The following is a 16,847-nucleotide window of genomic DNA, read 5'->3' as shown; positions in this document are numbered from 1 at the left end:
CAGTCTACTGAGAAGGGCCCCGTACGCCGTATCCGTCGCGCCCGCCCAGGCGGGTCCTGACGACGGCGAGCAGGGCGGCGTCGTCGAGACCGGCGGCGCGCGCCTCCGCGATGCACCGGTCGACGGCGGCAACCACGCCGGGAAACCGTGATGACGCGGTCCCGCCGGGGGTGCCCGGGGGAGTGCCGGCGGTCCGCTCGGCCACCACGGTGCCATTGCGCCGGCCGGTGTTCAGGAGCCCGGCCTGTTCCAGTTCCCGGTACGCCCGGGCGACGGTTCCGGCGGCGATGCCCAGGTCCGCGGCCAGCGTCCGGACGGTGGGCAGCCGGGCGCCCGGCGGCAGCGTTCCGACGGCGATGAGCGCCGCGATCTGGACCCGGATCTGCTCGTATGGCGGTGTGGCGGAGCGTAGATCGATGGAAATCCCCGCGGTCACGCCGCGGGCTCCCGGTCCGGCGCCGGCACAGCAGGCACACGGCGGGTGGCACCGGCCACGGGGACGAGGGCGATGCCCGCCGCGGCGACGACGAGGACCGCGCCGGCCAGGTTTGCCGGCCACCAGGTGGTTGCCGAAGGATTGAACGGACCGCCGAACACGCCGGCGGCAAAGACCGCGGCCAGCGCCGGGCCCTGCGTCAGCAGCACGACAGCGGCCTGGGCAGTGAACATTGCAGCCAGGGTTCGCACGCACCGGTGCACCGTGATCGCACGGAGTGCCGCGTCCATCCCCGGTGACAGCCCGGACACTGCCTGACGGCGTCGCGCGGCAAGGCCGGCAGGCACGGCAGCCGCCGTCCCCGCGCCCGCTAAGAGGGCCGGGACAAGCCAGGTGGTCTCGGCGTGCAGCCGGAGCTGGCCCGCCGTGGCCACCGCCAGGGCCACAGCGAAGAGCAACGCAGCCAGGACGGCGGTGCTCAGCAGTGCCGGGCCGGCGGGCTGCCGCGGCCAGCTGCGCGGCGCGGCGGGGTCCCCGTAATTGCGGTGCAGGAGCAGTTCGCCGCCGGCCAGCACCAGAAGCACGGCGGCCGCCATCAGCGTTACGACCCCTGCCATCCCGAAGGCGCCGGCGCCTGCAAGGCCCGGAAGGACGAAGACCCCGGCCAGCAGCGGCACCGCGGCTGCCACTGCCAGGACGGGGCCCAATGCGGAGACCAGGCGCACCGCAGGGTGCTGGCGGCCGGCGTCAAGCCCGGCAACGGGACGGTTTCCAGCTCCCAGCCGGGCCGCTGCCAGGACCGGGGGGCGCCAGCACAGCATTACCAACAGCACTGCTGAGCCCGCCAGGCCCGCGGGGTTGCTCCAGGACGAAGCGCCGGCGGCCGGGTCCGGCCGCGCCGCGTAGTTCCCGGCAATGACGCCCAGCCCGGAGGCCACGGTGGCCACGGTCCGCAGCAGCCGGTTCATGGCGACCGTGCGCAGGGTCGCGTTGTCCGCCGCGTCGAGGGCCTCCAGTTGCCGGCGGCCCGCAATCAGCCGCAGGACCAGCCAGGTTCCCGCGGCGAGGACCACCAGGGCACCGCCCAGCCAGAAGGCAAGCTCGATCCCCGGAATCCGGCCGTCCATCCCCGTCACGCGTTGCGGCGGTGAACCTTCCGGCAGGGGGGCAGGGGGAACGCGCGGGAACCCCGGCAAGGTCGCCGTCCAGAGGATCATCGCCAGGGCAGCCGCGAAGATGGCGGCCGTTACGGCCGCCAGGCGGCGCGGCAGGAAGTCCCGGATCCGCCGTACGCTGAGAACGGTCTGACGCCGCATCCGCAGGGGTCCCGGATAGCTGACCTGCCCTAGTGCGTGCACTCCGAGGCAGCCGAGGACGGGCCAGGCCAGGGCCGGCAGGATCTCCGCCGGGGTATTCGGCGAGCCGGTGTACGGGAACGCAGGAAGGATACCCAGATTGACGGCACCCTGGAGGGAACTGGCCAGCCATCCGATGACTCCGACCCAGAGGGCGTGCTGGGACACCGTCGAGGGCGAGGTTCCCGTTTTGGGCGACCAAATCACGAAGCGGAGTGCGGCATAGACGATCAGGGCCGCGACGATGGGGCCGAGCAGCAGCATCGGTGGAAGGTAAAACTGGCCCGGCATGGTGTCCCCCAAATCGCGCGTTATGTATCAACGCTTTGATACAAGCTTGGACGTTCGGCCGCGCCGGGTCAAGACCTAGTCGTCGAAGGGACGAAACTGCTCCACCGACACAATTTTGCCCTTGCCGTGCGCGACCTGGCAGACCAGGATTTCGCCCGGCGAAAGGAACGGTTCGGCGGCGGGCAGCTGCGCGCGCAGCCGGGAGTTCATGTGCTTGGCAAGCTGCGCGAAAACCGTCGGCAGGACCGGGCGGTGGGTGCACACGGCCACGGCGCGCTCCTTGTCGAGGAGGGACTCGACGGCGTTGGCGGTCTTGTGCGGGCTGCGGCCGTGCCGGTGCTCGGTGAACGAATCGTCCAGCTTGACCTTGGGGTCGGCGGCCTTCGCGTACGGCGCCACGGTGGCAACGCAGCGCAGCCACGGACTGGTCACCAGCCGGGGCGGACGCCAGGCAACCAGCAACCGACCGACGGCCTGCGCCTGGCGGGTGCCCGTGGCGGCCAGCGGCCGGTCACCTTCGGCCTTGGACCAGGACGAGCGGGGCTTCGCCTTGGCATGGCGGATCACCAGCAGCGGCCAGGTATCGAGTTCGCCGCGGGCGTGGGCTGCGACCAGATGCTCGAGCGGGGCCCGGTCGCTGGGATTGCTCAGCAGTTCAGCGGCCTTCGCCGGCGTGCACCAGAGGACGCTGTCCACCTCCTTGCCGTCGGGGTGCAGCGGTGCGCCGTCGACGTCGACGGCCCAGTAGTGCACCACCTTCAGCCCGGCCTGGACGTGGTAGTGGATCGGCGGCAAGGGGATGCCGAGCCGGGCCCTGAGCCCAATCTCCTCCTCCACCTCGCGCGCCGCGCACTCGGGGATCGTCTCGCCAGGGTCGAGTTTGCCCTTCGGCCAGGACCAGTCGTCGTACCGTGGACGGTGGATCAGCAGGACCTCCAGCTCATCCTTGTTGACGCGCCACGGCAACGCTCCGGCCGCCACGACGGCGACCGCCTCGCCCGGATGGTCATGCTGGTCCGCAATCAGTGCATCGCTGCTCACAACCGGCGGCCCTAGCGCAGGCTCGCCGAGCGCTGCCGCGAACGGGAGGCGAGCAGCCAGGACTGGACATCCTGAAGCGGGGTGCCGTCGTCGGCAAGGTGGTGGCGGGTCCACTCCCCGTTCCGGTCCAGGTGCCAGCTGGCGGTGCCCGGATCCATGTAGCGCCGCAACAGGTCCAGCACGTAGGTGGTGTCGTCCCCGCTGCTGAGCTGCACCAAGGCCTCCACCCGCCGGTCCAGGTTGCGGTGCATCATGTCTGCGGAGCCGATGTAGACCACCGGATCACCGCCGTTCGCAAAGGCGAAGACACGCGAGTGCTCCAGGAAGCGGCCCAGCACGGAGCGGACGGTGATGTTCTCGCTCAGCCCCGGCACCCCCGGGCGCAGGGAGCAGATGCCGCGGACAATGATGTCCACCGGTACCCCGGCCTGCGAGGCGCGGTAGAGCGAATCGATGATGGCCTCGTCCACCATCGAGTTCACCTTGATCTGGACCCGGGCGGGGATCCCGGCCCGGGCGTTGCGGATCTCCGTTTCGATCCGGTCGATCAGCCCGGAGCGCACCGACCGCGGGGCAACCAGCAGCCGCTTGAAGGTCGACTTCGGGGCGTAGCCGGAGAGCTGGTTGAAGAGTTTGGACAGGTCCTCGCCGACCTGTTCGTTGGCCGTGAGCAGGCCCAGGTCCTCGTAGTAGCGGGCCGTGCGCGGGTGGTAGTTGCCGGTGCCGATATGGCAGTAGCGGCGCAGCCCGTCCACCTCCTGCCGGACCACCAGGGAGAGCTTGCAGTGCGTCTTCAGGCCCACGATGCCGTACACCACGTGCACGCCGGCCTGCTCGAGTTTCCGGGCCCAGGAGATGTTGGCCTGCTCGTCGAAACGGGCCTTGATTTCCACCAGGGCCAGCACCTGCTTGCCGGCTTCGGCGGCGTCGATCAAGGCATCCACGATGGGCGAGTCGCCGCTGGTGCGGTACAGGGTCTGCTTGATGGCCTGCACCTTCGGGTCCGCGGCGGCCTGCTCGAGGAAGGCCTGCACGGAGGTGGAAAACGAATCGTACGGGTGGTGCAGGAGGATGTCGCGGCGGCGCATGGCGGCGAAGACGTTGGCGGGCTTCGCCGTCTCCGATTCGTTGAGGTACCGGGAGGTGTGCGGGACGTGCTTGGGGTAGTGCAGGTCCGTCCGGTCGATGCCGGCGATCACCGAAAGGCCGCGCAGGTCCAGCGGGGCCGGCACGGAATAGACCTCGGACTCCTCGACGCCGAGTTCGCGGATCAGCAGCGCCCGGATATTGGGGTTGATGTCATTGGTGACCTCCAGCCGGACGGGCGGCCCGAAACGGCGGCGCAGCAGTTCCTTTTCCAGCGCCTGCAGCAGGTTCTCGGCGTCGTCCTCCTCGACTTCGACGTCCTCGTTGCGGGTGACGCGGAAGGTGTGGTGCTCCAGCACCTCCATGCCTGCGAAGAGCTGGTCAAGGTGGACGGCGATGACTTCCTCGAGCGCGATGAACCGTGCCACCCGGCCCGGGACGGAGCCTGCGCGCGGACCGTCGATGGAGATCAGGCGGGGAAGCTGGTCCGGGACCTTGAGCCGGGCAAAAAGCTCCTTGTCGCTGACCGGATTGCGGACCACCACGGCGAGGTTGAGCGAGAGCCCCGAGATGTAGGGGAAGGGGTGGGCCGGGTCGACGGCCAGCGGCGTCAGGATCGGGAAGACCTTTTCCGCGAACATGGCGCTGAGCTGGTCCTTGGCCTGGTCGTCCAGTTCGTCCCACTGCACCAGGTGGATGTGCTCGTAGGCCAGCGCGGGCCGGATCTGCTCGGCGTAGACGCGTGCGTGGCGCTGCTGGAGCTGGTGGGCTGCCTCCCCGATCTGTTCCAGGACCTGGATCGGACTCAGCCCGGCCGGCGACGGAACGGCCAGGCCGGTGGCGATGCGGCGCTTGAGCCCGGCGACGCGGACCATGAAAAACTCGTCCAGGTTGGAGGCGAAGATGGACAGGAAGCCGACCCGTTCCAGCAGGTAGAGCTCCGGATCCTCGGCCAGTTCCAGGACGCGGGCGTTGAACGCCAGCCAGCTCAGTTCCCGGTCCAGGAACCGGTCCGGACTGATGTCGCCCTCCGGCTCAAGGTTGGGGGCGAACTCGGGAATGTCGATCCGGTCCTGGGTGGCGCGGGAGGCCGGAACCTCCGAGGAGCCGAACTGTGCACGCGCGGGACGCGCCGCCTTCTCCGCTGCAGTGCTTTCAAACGTGGCCGTCCGGGCAGATTCCCCTTGCATGGTCTCTCCTAGTGCTGGCGCGATTTAGCTTCAACCTTACAAGCATTCCAGTCCGGATGAGCCCGGATTCGGCGCGTTCCGGACGCCGCAGCCGGCAGGGTTTAACGTCCCGGCGCCGGCGCGTACATGACGTCCATGTCCCAGCGGGTAAAGCCGAGCCGCCGGTAAAGTGCGACGGCGGGAATGTTGTCGCCGTCGACGTACAGCATCACCGCGTGCAGTCCCTGGCGCTGCAGGTGCTCGATGCCGGCAATGGTCAGGGCCTTGCCCAGGCCGGTGCCCTGCGCCTCGGGAGCGACGCCGACGACGTATACCTCGCCGATCGCCGGGTGTTCGCCATGCCGCGGGTGCACTTTGGTCCAGTGGAAACCGAGGATCTGGCCGGCGTCGTCGACCGCGAGCAGGAAGCCGGCGGGATCGAACCACGGCTCGGCCATCCGGGCGTCCAGGTCGGCACGGGTCATGCCGCCCTGTTCGGGGTGGTGGGCGAAGGCGGCCCGGTTCACCGCCAGCCAGGCCTCCTCATCCTGCCCGGGGACGAAGCTGCGCAAAGTAGTGCCGGCCGGGAAGCCGGCGGCGGGGAGGTTGGCCGCGGCAGTAGCCAGCCGCATTTTCCACAGTTCGCGGACCGGGGCGTAGCCGTAGCGGGCGGCCAGGTCTGCCGCCGCCTCGTGGTTGCCGTGCGACCACGCCTTCAGCCCCTCGAACCCGCGCACCCTGCGGAGTTCGCCGACCAGCCGGTCGGCGACGCCCTGGTTGCGGTAGCTCGGATGGACGGCCACCTCCAGCACTCCGGTCCCGTCCGGTTCTTCAACCACGACGCCGAACCCGGCCAGGTCGTTGCCCCGGGCCGCGCCCGCCGTGTTGCTCTCCGCGCTGCCCGAGTAGTCGGGGGAGTAGAGGGCCAGCGCCAGGACGGTGTGCGGCCCGGGCTCCGCCGCGCGCAGGGTCACCAGGGTCTGCTCGGAGAGCGGCGGATTGCCGTCGGCCTCTTCGGCGGCGGCCACGAGATTCCCCACGTCCCGCAGCAGCTGCGGGTCGGCAGTTCCCCGGACGGTGAGTACGGGCCAATTCTCCGGATTCGCGGGACTCATGGTGCAAGGCTATACGGCCCGGCCGGCGTCCGCGCGGGGGCGGACAGCCGATTTGGCGTGCCGGTGCCGGCAACGTATAGTCGTTAACTCGTCCGGGAGAGTGCTTCACCGACCGGATGCGAGGGGGATCCACCAGTGGGGTGGCCTCGATACGTTCGACCCGTATGTCCTCCACCACGAAGTGGCAACGCCAGAAAAGCCCCGGACCCCAGGTCCGGGGCTTTCCTGTTTGTTCAGGCTTCCGAGAGTTCGCCGTCCGGCTGCCGGACGAGGGTCAGCCGGTACCCCACGTTGCGCACCGTGCTGATCAGGGTCTCGTGGTCGGCGCCGAGCTTGGCGCGCAGCCGCCTGACGTGGACGTCCACGGTCCGGGTACCGCCGTAGTAGTCGTAGCCCCAGACCTCGGTCAGAAGCTGCTGGCGGGTGAACACGCGGCCCGGATGCTGGGCCAGGTACTTGAGCAACTCAAATTCCTTGAACGTCAGGTTCAGCACCGCTCCGTTGACCCGGGCGGTGTAACTGGCCTCGTCGATCACCACGCCGGCCGCGCGGATCTCCGCCGGGGTGTCGTCATGGTCCGGCAGCGCCCGGGCGATGCCGAGGCGGATCCGGGCCTCGACTTCGGCGGGGCCGGCGGATTCCAGCAGAATGTCGTCCACGGCCCAGGCCGAGGAGACCGCGGCCATGCCGCCTTCCGTCAGAATCAGCATGAGGGGGGCGCTGAGGCCGGTTGCCTTGAGCAGTTGGGTCAGGGCGCGGGCCCCCACGAGGTCCCTGCGGGCGTCCAGCAGCACGATGTCGCAGGGCTCGGTCTCCAGCAGGGCGGTCGGCTCGGCCGGAAGGATATGGACGCGGTGGTTCAGCAGTTCCAACGCAGGCAGGACGTCCACCGATGACCCGGTGCTGTTCGTCAAGAGCAGGATGTGCGACATGGTTCCTCCAAGGGGTGTCCGCGCATCGTTGGGCGTCTGAGCCGGGCTCGCACCGGCCGGTACCAGGCTTCCCGGCGGCGTCCCGATTCCGGCCCTCACCCGGGGTGCCGGAGGAAGCCTAGCTGAGCCTTGAGTATACCCAAACGCCATCTCGCGGACACTGTCCGGCCGCGCCACCGTGGTTTCCGTGCGACACAAAACTTTCAGATAGGGCAGGATTGATGCGTCGGGGCCTTCAGTCGCGGCGAGTCGAGCGGGCCGAGCCAGGCCCGCAGTGAGCGAAGGTGCCGGTGATCGTGGCGAAGTTGAGCGCGGGGGACCGCGGAGTGGGCGTCCTGCCCGGGCGGACGGCTGGGCAAGCGCCGGGGATAATCCCGTGAGGTCGCGCAGTGTCGGGATCGCTGGCCTTGCCGGGCTCGCCGCTATCGTCGCAGGGACCTACGCGGCGCCCGAGGTGCTGCTGGCCGTGGCCGTGGTGACGGCTGCCTGCGTCGGCATCGGCTGGCCGCATTTCCTGGGCATCCCCGCCAAGAAGACCCTGGCTGCGCTGATCGGGCTGCCGGGGATAGGCTCCGCCATCGCCGCGACGTACCTGCCCGCCCCGGGCTTCCTCGACTGGACCCCCGGGTTTGTGGCCGCCGGCGTCATGGCGATCTTCGTCATGCAGCTGATCCGCGGCACCGGCCAGGCGCAACGACTGGAATCAACGCTGGGGTCCTGCGCCGGGGTCCTGCTGGCCTGCCTGGGCGCAGGCTGGATCGCCTGTTCGCGTTTCAACGGGGTCCGGGAGATGCTGCTGATCGCCGCCGTCAGTGCCGCGATCGCCCTGCTGGCTGGGCTGATCCGCTGGCCGGACCGGATCGTCGCGCCGCTGGGCATCGTCGGTGCCGGGCTCGCCGGCCCGCTCGCCGGCCTGGTGCTCTCCGACATTGCCGTGCTGCCGGCGGCCCTGGTGGGCGTCGTCGTCGGCGCCGTGCTGGTCAGCTTCCGCCGGTTGGTGATCATCCGCGGCGAGGCGCTGAACCTGCCGGCCGTGCTGGGCATGGGCCTGGCGCCCGTCTCGGCGGTGGGCTCGCTGGCCTACTTCATAGACAAACTCCTCATTCACTAACGCGTTAGGATGGCACCATGTCCGTACTTGCATTTGAAATCTTTTTCCTTGTCCTGCTCGCCGTCGCCGGCCTGTCGATGGCCTGGTTCGCCGGGTTCGTGGTGTACCGGCTCTTCAAGGGACAGAAGTAGGCCACCAGGCCCGCTCCGTCCAGAACGCGACGTTTTCCAGAGGTAGCTGTGCCTATTGAAATTCCTGTCGATCTGACCCCTGAAATCGTTCCACTGTCCTGGCTCATCGGCGAATGGGAGGGCCGGGGACGGCTCGGCGCCGGCGACGAGGATTCCGAGCATTTCCGCCAGCACGTCTCGTTCACCCACAACGGCCTCCCGTACCTGCAGTACCGGGCCGAGTCCTGGCTGACCGATGACGAGGGAACCAAGCTCCGGCCGCTGACGGTGGAAACCGGGTTCTGGGCGCTCGAACGCAAACAACGCGAGGAGGACGGCGGTCCGGGACTGGTCCCGGCGGACATCGTCCCCGTCCTCAAGAGCGCCGATGAAGTCGAAGAGCTCCGCAACAGCGACGGCGGCTTCGACATTTCCGTCTCCATCGCCCACCCCGGCGGCATCTCCGAGCTCTACTACGGCCAGATCAAGGGCCCGCAGATCCAGCTCAGTACGGACATGGTGATGCGCGGCAGCCACTCGAAGGACTACGCGGCGGCCACCCGGATCTTCGGCCTGGTGGACGGCAAGCTGCTGTGGCGCTGGGACGTGGCGGCCGGCAAGGGCTCGACGCCGGGCGGCGGCCTGGAGGCCCACGCCTCCGCGATCCTCAGCAAGGTCGGCTGACCCCCCGTCCCGAGCCGGTGCCGGGGCGCCCCGAATTCCGGGCCCGGCTACCTGGATGACGGCTCCGGCGGACCGGAAAGCGACTTCACGGCAACCTGCCCGAGGCCTGGAAAGCCGGCACCCACTTCGGCTTCGAAAATCCGGAATACCGCTAAGCACCGAGGACTTCTACTACATATGACAACCAAGAGCCCCCTGCTCGCACGTCCGGGCGCCGTCGAAGCCACCGGGCCAGACGCCGGCGTCGCGGCGCACTACGGCGAACCGCTGCCGGAGCAGCGCGCCCTCGCCGCCGGGAACGCCGTCGTCGACTATTCCCACCGCGGCGTGGTCACCGTCACCGGACCCGACCGCCTGAGCTGGCTGAGCACCCTCTCCTCGCAGCAGCTCACCGGGCTGGCCCCCGGCCAGTCCACCGAACTGCTGCTGCTCAGCGTGCAGGGCCGGATAGAGTTCGACGCCCGGGTCCTGGACGACGGGGCCACCACCTGGCTCATGGTCGAAGCAGCAGAGGCGGCACCGCTGGCGGAATGGCTGGCCCGGATGAAGTTCATGCTCCGGGTCGAGGTAGCCGACGCCTCCGCGGACTGGGCGGTGCTGGCCACCACCCGGGCCGTCCCGGAATGGGAGGGGCTGCTGGTCTGGGAGGACCCGTGGCCGCACGTCGGAGCCGGCGGCTACTCCTACGCCGTGGTCGGTGAGGACGCCCACCCCGGCCTCGAACGGCCGTGGTTCGAATACCTGGTGCCCGCGCCTGAGCTGGTCGAAAGGGTGTCCGGCCGCCCGTTGGCCGGCGTCCTGGCCGCCGAGGCACTGCGCATAGCGGCCTGGCGTCCCCGCTGGGGCGCCGAGACCGACGACAAAACCATCCCGCACGAGCTGGACCTGCTGCGCACCGCCGTGCACCTGGCCAAGGGCTGCTACAAGGGCCAGGAAACCATCGCCCGGGTCCACAACCTGGGCCACCCGCCGCGGCGCCTGGTGTTCCTGCAACTGGACGGTTCACAGCACACCATGCCGGCGGCCGGCAGCGAGGTCCGGGCCGGTGGCCGGAAGGTCGGCACCGTCACCTCGGTGGGGCAGCACTACGAGATGGGCCCGGTGGCGCTGGCCGTCATTAAACGGTCCGTCGCCCCGGACGAGGTGCTGACCGTGATGGACGGCGAGGAACCGTACACCGCGGCCCAGGAGCTCATCGTGGCGCCCGACGCCGGCCAGGTCGTGGGCCGCCAGACGGGCTTCCTGCGGGGGCCCCGGTGAGCGCGGGCCCGGTGCCGCCGGAGCAGGGCGGGGTTCCGGCGCCCGACGACGAAGCCCTCGCCTTGGCGCACGCCCTGTTCGACGCCGCACGCGAGGGCGACTCGGCCCTGCTGGGCCGGTACCTCGCAGCCGGTGCACCGGCAACGCTCACCAATGCGGCCGGCGACTCGCTGCTCATGCTTGCCGCCTACCACGGCCACGCGGACACCGTCCGGCTGATTCTGGCCCACGGCGGGGACGCCAACACTGCCAACGACCGCGGCCAGACCCCGCTCGCCGGGGCGGTCTTCAAAGGCTATGCCGACGTTGTGAAGCTGCTGATGGGCGCCGGTGCCGATCCTGACACAGGCAGCCCCTCGGCGCGGGCGGCGGCACAAATGTTCGGCCACCACGATATTTTGACGCTGCTGGGCTAATTCAGCCGCCGGCCGCTCGGCCACCGGCGCCGCGGCGGGTGAACCAATGCCGCCGGCGCCACGTCCTTTTCACCACCCCCGAACCCGGCAACACGCACCCTAAGGAAAACCGATGGAAAACGTAGCGAGGCCGTGGGCCGCACTCTGGTCGCTGGTGATCGGGTTCTTCATGATCCTGATCGACACCACCATTGTTTCGGTGGCCAACCCGCGCATCATGGAAGGCCTGAACGCGGACATCAACTCCGTCATCTGGGTCACCAGCGCCTACCTGCTGGCGTACGCCGTCCCGCTGCTCATCACCGGCCGCCTGGGCGACCGTTTCGGGCCGAAGCGGCTGTACCTGGCCGGCCTGGTGGTCTTCACCCTGGCATCGCTGTGGTGCGGGCTCTCCGGCGACGTCCAGACCCTGATCGGTGCCCGGGTGCTGCAGGGGCTCGGAGCCGCCATGATGACGCCGCAGACCATGGCCGTCATCACCCGCATCTTCCCGCCGGACCGGCGCGGCGCCGCGATGGGCATTTGGGGTGCCACTGCCGGCGTCGCCACGCTGGTGGGCCCGATCCTTGGCGGCGTCCTGGTGGACGGGCTGGGCTGGGAATGGATCTTCTTCATCAACATCCCGGTCGGCATCGTCGGCTTTATCCTGGCGCTCCGGTTTGTCCCGTCCCTGAGCACACACCCGCACAAATTTGATATCCCCGGGGTGCTGCTCAGCGCCGTCGGGCTGTTCCTGCTGGTCTTCGGAATCCAGGAAGGCGAGACCTACAACTGGGGCACGATCACCGGCCCCATCACGGTGTGGGGACTGATTATTGGCGGCATCGTGGTGCTCGCCGGATTCGTGGTCTGGCAGCGGGTGAACAAGGGCGAACCGCTCCTGCCGCTGGGACTGTTCAGGGACCGCAACTTCTCCCTGGCCAACGTGGGCATTACCACGGTGGGATTCACTGTGACGGCCTTCAGCCTTCCGCTGATCTTCTACTACCAGATCGTCCGCGGCCTGACCCCGACGCAGTCCGCGCTGATGATGGTGCCGATGGCCGTCATTTCGGGTGGGTTGGCGCCGGTCGTCGGCAAGATCATCGACCGGGTCAATCCCAAGTTCATCACCGCCGCCGGCCTGACCCTGATGTCGGTCGCCCTCTTCTGGAACGCCGCGCTGATGCACCCGGACACCCCGATCTGGCTCTTCCTGCTGCCGAGCGCCGTGCTGGGCTTCGCGAACGCCGGCATCTGGGCGCCGTTGAGCTCCACGGCCACCCGGAACCTGCCGCCGCGGCAGGCGGGCGCGGGTTCCGGCGTCTACAACACCACCCGCCAGATCGGTGCCGTGCTGGGCAGCGCCGCGGTCGCGGTGCTGATCCAGGCACGGCTCGCGGCAGAGCTCCCGGTCGCGCCGGGGGCCGGCGGGGCCAGCCCGATGGCGTTTGGCGGAGCCCTGCCGCCGGCGCTGCACGAAGGATTTTCGACGGCGATGGGGCAGTCCATCCTGTTGCCTGCGGCCGTGGTTCTGATTGGCACCGCCGTGGCGCTGTTCTTCGCTAAACCCCAGCCGCAGCCGGGCTGGGGCGCCCAGGGCACCGGGCCGGCGGCGCAGTCGCGTCCTGCCCCCGCGGCGGACCGCGAGTCGGCGGCCACGGACGGAGCCGAAGCCACGCGCGGTTAGCGCGGCCGGCTGGCCCGGCAGCAGGTGCCGGTCAGCCCGGCAGCAGGTGCCGGTCAGCCCAGCAGGACGCTGGTGTGGATTCCGCCGGCGGTGAAGCCCAGGCTGCGGGCCAGGGCCAGCGAGCCCTTGTTGCTGACGTCGGAGGGCCACTGCAGGGTCAGCCCTGACGCCAGCGCCTCGTGTGCCGCAATCGAGGCCGCCAGCGTGCCGAGGCCCTGCCGCCGCCACTCCGGCGCCACCAAAACTCCGAGCTGCGCCAGGAGGCCCTGCCATTCGGTGTAGGCGCCGCACGCGACCGGAGTCCGCCGGCCGTCGTCGACGTGCATGATCGTGAACCGGTGCTCGAGGTCGGCCAGGCCCACCTCGTTAACGTCGTCCGGCGGGCAAAACGCCTCAAGTTCGATCGCCTCCTGGTTCCCCTGGGAGACGGTCAACTCCTCGGCGGGCTGCCGGAGCGGCAGGTCATCGGCGAAGAACAGGGCGGCGGCGCCGAGCCCGTGTCCGCCGTGCGCGCGGGTGATGGTCAGCAGCGTCACGTGCTGCGCCAGTTCTTCATCCGTGTAGCCGGCGGCCGCGTCGAGGGCCCATTGCGGTCCCACCAGGGCTGAACTGCCGAACAGCCGGACAAACTGCACGGTGCCGGCGCCGTCGTCGGCCCTGGTCAGCCGGCGGCCGGCGGCGGCGCCGAAAGCGCCGTCGTCCAGCCCCAGGTTGCGCGCCCAGGCAAGCTGGATGATTTCGGCGGAACCGGGCTCAAGAGTCATGCTCCAACCCTACCCAGCGCCGGGCCGGAGCCCGGAACGCGTCAGCCGAAGAGCACCGCCGCCTCGTCGTAGCGGTCCTGCGGCACGCTCTTGAGGTTGCCGAGCGCAGCGTCGAAGCCGACGTGGACAATGTCGGTGCCGTTCAGCGACACCATGGTTCCCCAGCGCTTTTCGACGACCGAGTCGATGGCGGCCAGGCCGAGGCGGGTCGCGAGGACCCGGTCGAACGCCGTCGGGACGCCGCCGCGCTGGATATGTCCCAGCACGGTGGCCCGGGTCTCGATGCCGGTCCGGGCCTCCAGCTCGGGCGCCAGCAGTTCGGCGATGCCGCCCAGCCGCGGCCGGCCGAAGGTGTCCAGTCCGCGCTCGGAGTGCGGGGATTCCTGGCCCTCGGGCACGAAGCCTTCGGCGACCACCACCAGCGGGGCCCGGCCGCGGTCGCGGGCGGAGAGGACCCAGTCGGTGATCTGCTCCATCGAGGCCTGCTGTTCAGGGATCAGGATGGCGTGGGCGCCGGAGGCCATGCCGGCGTGCAGGGCGATCCAGCCCACATGGCGGCCCATCACCTCCGCGATCATGGTTCGGTGGTGGGATTCACCGGTGGTGCGGAGCCGGTCAATGGCCTCGGTGGCGATTTCCACGGCGGTGTCGAAGCCGAACGTGTAGTCGGTCGCGTCCAGGTCATTGTCCACGGTCTTGGGCACGCCCACGATCTTCAGCCCGGCGTCGGTCAGCCGCTTGGCGGCGGCCAGGGTGCCCTCGCCGCCGATCGCAATGATCGCGTCGATGCCAAGCCGGTCCATGTTGGCCTTGATGACGTCAGGCCCGCCGTTGTTCTCGAACGGGTTGGTGCGGGAGGTGCCGAGGATGGTTCCGCCCTGCTTCGCGATGCCGCGGACCAGGGTGCGGGGGATGTCGATGACGTCGCCCTCGACCACGCCGCGCCAGCCGTCCAGGAATCCGACGAACTCCTGGCCGTGAACGGCGATTCCCTTGAGGACGACGCCGCGGATGACGGCGTTCAGTCCGGGGCAGTCTCCGCCGCTGGTGAGGATTCCAATTTTCATGTCTCGGCTCAAATCCTGGTTCGAAGGGGGTGCAGGCAGAGCGCCACGCTGAGCTCAGTGGCAGTCTACTGGTGGATGTGGGGCAGCACACAAACCGCCCAGCGGCCAATGCCCCTGCCGGCTGGGCGGGGGCATTGGCCGTGGGCGACGGGCGGGGCGGCCGGCGCGCGGGCGGGTCAGGGCCGGGACGCCCGCCTGTCCAAAAAGGATTCCAGGGCGATCGCGTTCCGCTGGTCCGGCAGGATCAGCCACGCCGCCAGGTAGAACACGAAGGCGGGTCCCGGGAGCAGGGCGAAAAGCAGGAACGCGATGCGGACGTACGCGACGTCGACGTTGAGTTTCACGGCGATTCCGCCGCATACGCCGCCGAGCCAGCGCTGCGGACCGCGGTTCAGGCCGAGGCCCCGGACGATGCTGAAGAACTTATCCATGGCTCAAGACTTCCTTGTCGTGGTGTCATTGTCACGCCTGCGCGCGGACAGCAGTCCGCCGATAACCAGGGCAGCGCCGGCCCCAATCATGAGGCCGATCAAAACGTAGGTTCCGTTCAGGGCCACCAGGCCCAGCCGCGAGATGATGATCAGCGCGGCGAGGGCCAGCACAATCAGCCCCCAGACCACCGTTCCCACCCTGGCCCCCGGGCTGCCGGACACGGGGTGCGCCCCGGCGGCGTCAGCCGGCTCCGGCATTGGATCATAGCTACTCATGGTCAGTTCCCTTCCTTCACGGTGATGTTGCTGAGGGTGCCCGAGACCTTGAGGATGAGGCGGCTGCCGGGCTGGTCCGTGTTGTAGTTGGTTTGCTGGCTGGTCGTGCCGCCGTGGTTGCCCCGGCCGTCACTGAGATTGCCCATGGTGAGGTCCGCCTGGACCTGGACCGGGACACTGCTGGGGATCGTCACCGTGACATTGCTTGCGGTCGCGTCGATCCGGACCACAAGGTCCGTGCGCAGCGGCGGATTCAGGCTCATTTTGGTCAGGTCCACCGCGCCGGAGCCGCCCGTGAGCTCGAAACCGTCCCGCGCCTGCTCGATGCTCGCCGGGGTCCAGCTGACGTTTTGGAAGCGTGCGCTGTCGGCGTTGGGCACCAGGTTGAACAGGCCGCCCACCAGCAGGGCCACGACGGCGAGGAAGCCCAGGAGCCCGGACGTCCGGCCCCGCAGGCCGCCCACCAGGATGCCGAGTCCCAGGACCGCCGCGCCGCTGGCCCACACGACGGCGTTGCCGGCGGCGCCCAGGCTGATCACGTGGACGGCGTCGAGGGCCTTAATGCCACCCCCCACCAGGAGGGCGAGGCCGGCGGTGACGGCCACCGCCGGTGCCCCGGGCCCAAGCGGCCGGCTCTTCGGCGCCGGCGGAGGCACGGGCCGGTAGCCGCTGCCGTAGGGCGGGAGGGGGTCCAAGGGCGGCGGCGCGGACCAGCCCGGGGCGTCGCCGTACGTGCTCGTGCCGTCGGTACGGTAGCCGGTGCCGCCGGGGGCCGCAGCGTAGCCGGTGCTGCCGGCCGTGCCGCTACCGCCCGCGGTTCCGGCCTCCGGGAAGGCATAGCTTGTCCCCGGTGCTGGACGCTGGGACCGTGGTGTCCCGCCGTGGCGTGCCCTGTTGCGCTGGCTGAAGTAGTAGATGACGTAGATGACGGCACCCACCCAGAACACGGTCCAGACGAAGGCGCCGAAGCCGTGGCGGTCCCAGCCCCAGACGCCGCCGCCCAGGCTGGGGAAGCCGATCAGGGAGGTGATGAGGGCACCGGTCATGCCCGAGGACCAACGGCCCGCGGCCGCTTCCTGGACGTGGATTCGGCCGTCCGGCTCGGGCAGCAGCGCCCACGCCACCCCGTAAAGCAGGACTCCGACGCCGGCGAACACCGTCAGAACAATCAGCACGCCACGGACGATCAACGGGTCGACGCCGAACCGGTGCGCGATCCCGCTGGCGACACCGCCGATCCAGCGCTCGCGGCCCCGGTAGATCCCCTGGCTGCGGACCCAGTCGAAAAAGTTGTTGGGCTGGCCGCCGCCGAAGGGTGCGGACGCGGCGTCGTTGGGAGGTGGATAGCCGGCCCCGGACTGCGAGGGGTACGGGCCGCCCGGCGGATATAGCGGCGGCGGCTCCGGGGCCGGCTCACCGGCCGGCGCCGCGCCGGCAGCAGCGCCTTCTGCGGTGACGCCGGGTTCGGCGTCCGGAGTGGTGCCCGGGCGGCCTGCGGCGCTCGGATCGTCATCTGGGTGCGGAGAGTGCGGATTCATACTTCGATCCTCCCGCCTCCGGGGCCAGCCGCACTACTGGGGAACACCCTGAACGATCCCTGAGTGGACCCCGGTTCGGCCGGAAAACGGCTCCGG

Annotated in this window: 16 protein-coding genes and 1 pseudogene; 6 read left to right on the top strand and 11 right to left on the bottom strand. The window is 69.8% G+C overall.

From position 1 onward, the window contains the following. Nucleotides 1-4: 4 nt before the first annotated feature. The 6 genes from AC3ANP_RS01485 to AC3ANP_RS01460 form a co-directional block, all read right to left on the bottom strand. Nucleotides 5-436 carry a GntR family transcriptional regulator gene (locus AC3ANP_RS01485; RefSeq protein WP_488331601.1) on the bottom strand — a complete coding sequence of 144 codons (432 nt, stop codon included), beginning with the start codon at nt 434-436 and terminating at the stop codon, nt 5-7. Continuing rightward, a complete protein-coding gene (locus AC3ANP_RS01480) occupies nt 433-2,082 on the bottom strand; it encodes a hypothetical protein (protein ID WP_488331600.1) in 1,650 nt (549 codons plus the stop codon). Before AC3ANP_RS01480 ends, AC3ANP_RS01485 begins: the two co-directional genes overlap by 4 nt. Nucleotides 2,083-2,157: 75 nt before the next feature. After that, nucleotides 2,158-3,123, bottom strand: coding sequence for an NUDIX hydrolase (locus tag AC3ANP_RS01475; protein ID WP_488331599.1), 966 nt, complete (start codon nt 3,121-3,123; stop codon nt 2,158-2,160). 11 nt (nt 3,124-3,134) lie between these two features. After that, nucleotides 3,135-5,399: an RNA degradosome polyphosphate kinase gene (locus AC3ANP_RS01470; protein WP_488331598.1), complete on the bottom strand. Its 2,265-nt coding sequence runs from the start codon at nt 5,397-5,399 to the stop codon at nt 3,135-3,137. 101 nt (nt 5,400-5,500) lie between these two features. After that, on the bottom strand, nt 5,501-6,493 hold the full coding sequence (mshD, locus tag AC3ANP_RS01465; protein ID WP_488331597.1) for a mycothiol synthase: 993 nt from the start codon (nt 6,491-6,493) through the stop codon (nt 5,501-5,503). 233 nt (nt 6,494-6,726) lie between these two features. After that, nucleotides 6,727-7,425, bottom strand: coding sequence for a winged helix-turn-helix transcriptional regulator (locus AC3ANP_RS01460; RefSeq protein ID WP_488331596.1), 699 nt, complete (start codon nt 7,423-7,425; stop codon nt 6,727-6,729). A gap of 376 nt (nt 7,426-7,801) precedes the next feature. Here AC3ANP_RS01460 and AC3ANP_RS01455 point away from each other — a divergent pair, with 376 nt between their 5' ends. From AC3ANP_RS01455 to AC3ANP_RS01430, 6 genes and pseudogenes are all read left to right on the top strand, one after another. Continuing rightward, complete coding sequence (locus tag AC3ANP_RS01455; protein WP_488331595.1) at nt 7,802-8,536, top strand: permease; 735 nt, start codon at nt 7,802-7,804, stop codon at nt 8,534-8,536. A gap of 179 nt (nt 8,537-8,715) precedes the next feature. Continuing rightward, on the top strand, nt 8,716-9,330 hold the full coding sequence (locus tag AC3ANP_RS01450; RefSeq protein WP_488331594.1) for a nitrobindin family protein: 615 nt from the start codon (nt 8,716-8,718) through the stop codon (nt 9,328-9,330). Between the two features lie 24 nt (nt 9,331-9,354). Next, nucleotides 9,355-9,485, top strand: a pseudogene (locus tag AC3ANP_RS01445) (flavodoxin family protein); the annotation flags it as partial. 22 nt (nt 9,486-9,507) lie between these two features. Next, nucleotides 9,508-10,590: a CAF17-like 4Fe-4S cluster assembly/insertion protein YgfZ gene (gene ygfZ / locus AC3ANP_RS01440; protein WP_488331593.1), complete on the top strand. Its 1,083-nt coding sequence runs from the start codon at nt 9,508-9,510 to the stop codon at nt 10,588-10,590. Next, the gene (locus AC3ANP_RS01435) at nt 10,587-11,006 is read left to right on the top strand and encodes an ankyrin repeat domain-containing protein (protein WP_488331592.1); all 420 of its coding nucleotides are present in this window, start codon (nt 10,587-10,589) and stop codon (nt 11,004-11,006) included. Before ygfZ ends, AC3ANP_RS01435 begins: the two co-directional genes overlap by 4 nt. Before the next feature lie 112 nt (nt 11,007-11,118). Beyond that, nucleotides 11,119-12,675, top strand: coding sequence for a DHA2 family efflux MFS transporter permease subunit (locus AC3ANP_RS01430; protein ID WP_488331591.1), 1,557 nt, complete (start codon nt 11,119-11,121; stop codon nt 12,673-12,675). Nucleotides 12,676-12,728: 53 nt separating this feature from the next. On the opposite strand, the gene AC3ANP_RS01425 is transcribed toward AC3ANP_RS01430, so the two are convergent. The 5 genes from AC3ANP_RS01425 to AC3ANP_RS01405 form a co-directional block, all read right to left on the bottom strand. Beyond that, complete coding sequence (locus AC3ANP_RS01425; RefSeq protein ID WP_488331590.1) at nt 12,729-13,439, bottom strand: GNAT family N-acetyltransferase; 711 nt, start codon at nt 13,437-13,439, stop codon at nt 12,729-12,731. A gap of 41 nt (nt 13,440-13,480) precedes the next feature. Next, nucleotides 13,481-14,506 carry a 6-phosphofructokinase gene (locus AC3ANP_RS01420; RefSeq protein WP_488331589.1) on the bottom strand — a complete coding sequence of 342 codons (1,026 nt, stop codon included), beginning with the start codon at nt 14,504-14,506 and terminating at the stop codon, nt 13,481-13,483. Between the two features lie 176 nt (nt 14,507-14,682). Further along, nucleotides 14,683-14,937, bottom strand: a complete 255-nt coding sequence (locus tag AC3ANP_RS01415) for a PspC domain-containing protein (protein ID WP_488331588.1) — start codon at nt 14,935-14,937, stop codon at nt 14,683-14,685. A gap of 3 nt (nt 14,938-14,940) precedes the next feature. Next, nucleotides 14,941-15,213: a hypothetical protein gene (locus AC3ANP_RS01410; RefSeq protein WP_488331587.1), complete on the bottom strand. Its 273-nt coding sequence runs from the start codon at nt 15,211-15,213 to the stop codon at nt 14,941-14,943. A gap of 2 nt (nt 15,214-15,215) precedes the next feature. Beyond that, complete coding sequence (locus tag AC3ANP_RS01405) at nt 15,216-16,751, bottom strand: PspC domain-containing protein (protein WP_488331586.1); 1,536 nt, start codon at nt 16,749-16,751, stop codon at nt 15,216-15,218. Between the last annotated feature and the right edge of the window lie 96 nt (nt 16,752-16,847).

This window comes from Arthrobacter sp. JB02-1C (genome assembly GCF_057748045.1).
This window is presented reverse-complemented; position numbering and strand designations above follow the sequence as displayed.